This is a genomic window from Streptomyces panacea (assembly GCF_040560175.1).
GTDB classification, from domain to species: domain Bacteria; phylum Actinomycetota; class Actinomycetes; order Streptomycetales; family Streptomycetaceae; genus Streptomyces; species Streptomyces panacea.
The window spans coordinates 1-3474 of sequence record NZ_JARJHW010000332.1 but is presented as its reverse complement, the minus strand read 5'-3'; the positions used below and the strand labels follow the sequence as shown (position 1 = coordinate 3474).

Here is a 3474-nt window from a genome sequence, read left to right as displayed (position 1 = left end):
CCGGCGGCGTCGTCGCCCGGCGGGCCGGCCGCCCCGTACGCGCCCACCCGGGGATCCGGCAGCGTGCACAGCGCCGCCGTGCCGGCCACCGCGCGTACCGTCGGGTCGGCGCCCCGCCACGGCGCGACGCACACCACCACGTGCGTGCCGTCCCCGCCCGGCCCCAGCGCCGTGCGCAGCGCCTCCACCGCCATGTCACGCTGCCAGCCGCGCTCCGCCGTCAGTACGGCGCGGAACTCGCGCGCCAGGTCGGCCCCCGCCCGCACCTCCTCGGCGAGCAGCGCCCCGATCCGCCCCGTCACGTCCATGGCCGCCGCCAGCCGGTCGTCCGTGGGGCCCTGCCCGGTGTCGTCGAGCAGCCATACGTAACCGAGCACCGTGCCCCGGTGCCGTACGGGCAGGCAGATCCGGCCCCGGAAGACCCCGGCGTCGGGCGCGGCCGGGATCCGGACGGGGCCGGTCGCGCGAGTGATGCCGAAGCCCTCGAACCAGGCGCGCACCGCGGGCGTGGACTTCCGCGTCAGGATCGAACGCGTCCTGACGGGGTCCATCACGCCCTCGTCGTCGCTGTCGTGCACCCCGAAGGCGATCAGCCCGAAGTCCCGGTTCTCCAGCGTCAGCGGCATGCCGAGCAGCGCCGAGATCTCGTCGACCAGCTCCTGGTAATCGTCCTTCACACGGACATTCTCGCACCGCCTTCAGACATATGTCTGAGATCCCGGCCACGGATGCGTGACAGGTGTCGATGGCAGAGGATCGGACCGGTCCCTAGATTTCGGAGTGGTTCTCCGTGCCGTCGCCGGGCGTTCGTGTCCCGTACGGCCTGCTCGTTCTCTTCCGTGGAGGTGCCCTGTGCTGGGTCCCGTGATTCTCGCCGCGTCGCGCAGCGACATGATGCGGCGCGTCGTCTCGGCCGCGCCGGTCACCAGGCCCGTCGTGGACCGCTTCATCGCCGGCGAGACCGTCGACGGTACGACGCCGGTCATCCAGGACATGGCCGACAGCGGCCTCGAAGTCACCATGGACGTCCTTGGCGAGGACATCACCGACCCGGCCGAGGCACTGCACGCCCGCGACGCCTATCTGAAGCTGATCGAGGCCCTCGCGCCGCTCGGTCTCGGCGCCCGCGCCGAGATGTCCGTGAAGCTCTCCTCCTTCGGACAGGCCCTGCGCGGCGGCCACGACCTGGCGCTGCGCAACATCACCACCGTCGTCGAGGCCGCCAACGAGATCGGCACCACCGTTACGCTGGACATGGAGGACCACACCACCGTCGACTCGACGCTGGCCATCCACAGCGCACTGCGTGAGCGCTTCCCCGAGACAGGTGCCGTCGTCCAGTCGTACCTCTTCCGTACGGAGGACGACTGCCGCACCCTCGCGGCGGCGGGCTCGCGCGTACGGCTCGTCAAGGGCGCCTACAAGGAGCCCGCGCGGGTCGCGCACCAGGACAAGGGCGACGTCGACAAGGCGTACGTGCGCTGCCTCAAGACCCTGATGGCGGGCGACGGGTACCCGATGGTCGGGTCCCACGATCCGCGCCTGATCGCGATCGCCCAGGAACTCGCCGTTCGGGCCGGACGAAAAACCGACGCGTACGAGTTCCAGATGCTCTACGGCATCCGCGAGGCCGAGCAGCACCGCCTCGCCGCCGAGGGGCACCGGGTGCGCGTCTACATCGCCTACGGCACCGACTGGTACGGCTACTTCATGCGCCGGCTGGCCGAACGCCCGGCCAACCTGGCCTTCTTCCTGCGTTCCCTCGCCACCCGCGGCTGAGTGCCCGCCCCGCCCCCGACCGTCGACCGTAAACCGTCTACTGATCAAGGAGATTCGGCACCCATGGACGCTGTGACCCAGGTCCCCACGCCGGTCAACGAGCCGGTGCACGGCTACGCCCCCGGTTCCCCCGAGCGCACCCGCCTCGAAGCCAAGCTCAAGGAGCTGGCCGACCACCCCGTCGACCTGCCGATGACCATCGGCGGCGAGAAGCGGATGGGCGGCGGCGAGCGCTTCGACGTCGTACAGCCGCACAACCACCAGGCCGTCCTCGGTACGTACGGCAACGCCACCGAGCAGGACGCCCAGGACGCCGTGGACGCCGCGCTCGCCGCCGCCCCCGGCTGGCGTGCGATGGCCTTCGACGACCGCGCCGCGATCATCCTGCGCGCCGCCGAGCTGCTGTCGGGGCCGTGGCGCGAGACGCTGGCCGCCTCGACGATGCTCGGCCAGTCCAAGACCGTCCAGCAGGCCGAGATCGACACGCCGTGCGAGCTGATCGACTTCTGGCGCTTCAACGTCTCGTACGCGCGCGGCATTCTCGCCGAGCAGCCGCCGGCCAACTCGACCGGCGTGTGGAACCGGCTGGACCACCGGCCGCTCGAAGGCTTCGTCTACGCGATCACGCCCTTCAACTTCACCGCGATCGCCGGCAACCTGCCGACCGCGCCCGCGCTCATGGGCAACGTCGTCGTCTGGAAGCCGTCGCCGACGCAGACCCACGCCGCCGTACTGCTGATGCGCCTTCTTGAAGAGGCGGGGCTGCCCAAGGGCGTCATCAACCTGGTGACCGGTGACGGACTCGCCGTGTCCGAGGTGGCGCTCAACCACCCCGAGCTGGCGGGCATCCACTTCACCGGCTCCACCAAGACCTTCCAGCACCTGTGGAAGACCGTCGGCGGCAACATCGAGAAGTACCGCTCCTACCCGCGCATCGTCGGCGAGACCGGCGGCAAGGACTTCGTCGTCGCCCACCCGAGCGCGGACCGCGGCGTCCTCAAGACGGCCCTGACGCGCGGGTCGTTCGAGTTCCAGGGCCAGAAGTGCTCGGCGTCCTCGCGCGCCTACGTCCCGGCCTCGATCTGGAACGACGGCTTCAAGGAGGAGTTCGGGGCAGAGGTCGACGCCATCGCCATGGGCGACGTCACCGACCTGTCGAACTTCATCGGCGCCGTCATCGACGAGCGGGCCTTCGCGAAGAACAAGGCCGCGATCGACCGCGCCGCCGCCGACCCGACGTGCACCATCGTCGCCGGTGGTACGTACGACGACTCCGTCGGCTACTTCGTCCGCCCCACGGTCATCGCCTGCACCGACCCGGCGAACGAGGTCTTCACGACGGAGTACTTCGGTCCCATCCTCGCCATCCACGTCTACGAGGACGCGGAGTACGACGCGATGCTGGCGCAGATGGAGTCCGTCTCCGCGTACGCGCTGACCGGCGCCGTCATCGCCGGTGACCGCGCGGCGGCGGCCGACACGATGGCCAAGCTCCGTTACGCGGCGGGCAACTTCTACATCAACGACAAGTCGACCGGCGCCGTGGTCGGCCAGCAGCCCTTCGGCGGCGGCCGTGCCTCCGGCACCAACGACAAGGCGGGAGCCCCGCAGAACCTGATGCGGTGGACCCTGACCCGGGCGATCAAGGAGTCGCTCGTGTCCCCGACGGACTACCGCTACCCGCACATGGGCTGA

The 3474-nt window shown here is 70.4% G+C and carries 2 protein-coding genes and 1 pseudogene; 2 read left to right on the top strand and 1 reads right to left on the bottom strand.

Annotated features, from left to right (window positions below; translation table 11 throughout):
• A pseudogene (locus tag P3L51_RS35565) lies at nucleotides 1-677 on the bottom strand (PucR family transcriptional regulator); the annotation flags it as partial.
• A gap of 175 nt (nucleotides 678-852) precedes the next feature.
• Between P3L51_RS35565 and P3L51_RS35560 the strand changes: the two are divergent.
• A complete protein-coding gene (locus tag P3L51_RS35560; protein ID WP_354609501.1) occupies nucleotides 853-1779 on the top strand; it encodes a proline dehydrogenase family protein in 927 nt (308 codons plus the stop codon).
• A 63-nt stretch (nucleotides 1780-1842) separates the two neighbouring features.
• The gene (gene pruA / locus P3L51_RS35555; RefSeq protein ID WP_354609500.1) at nucleotides 1843-3474 is read left to right on the top strand and encodes an L-glutamate gamma-semialdehyde dehydrogenase; all 1632 of its coding nucleotides are present in this window, start codon (nucleotides 1843-1845) and stop codon (nucleotides 3472-3474) included.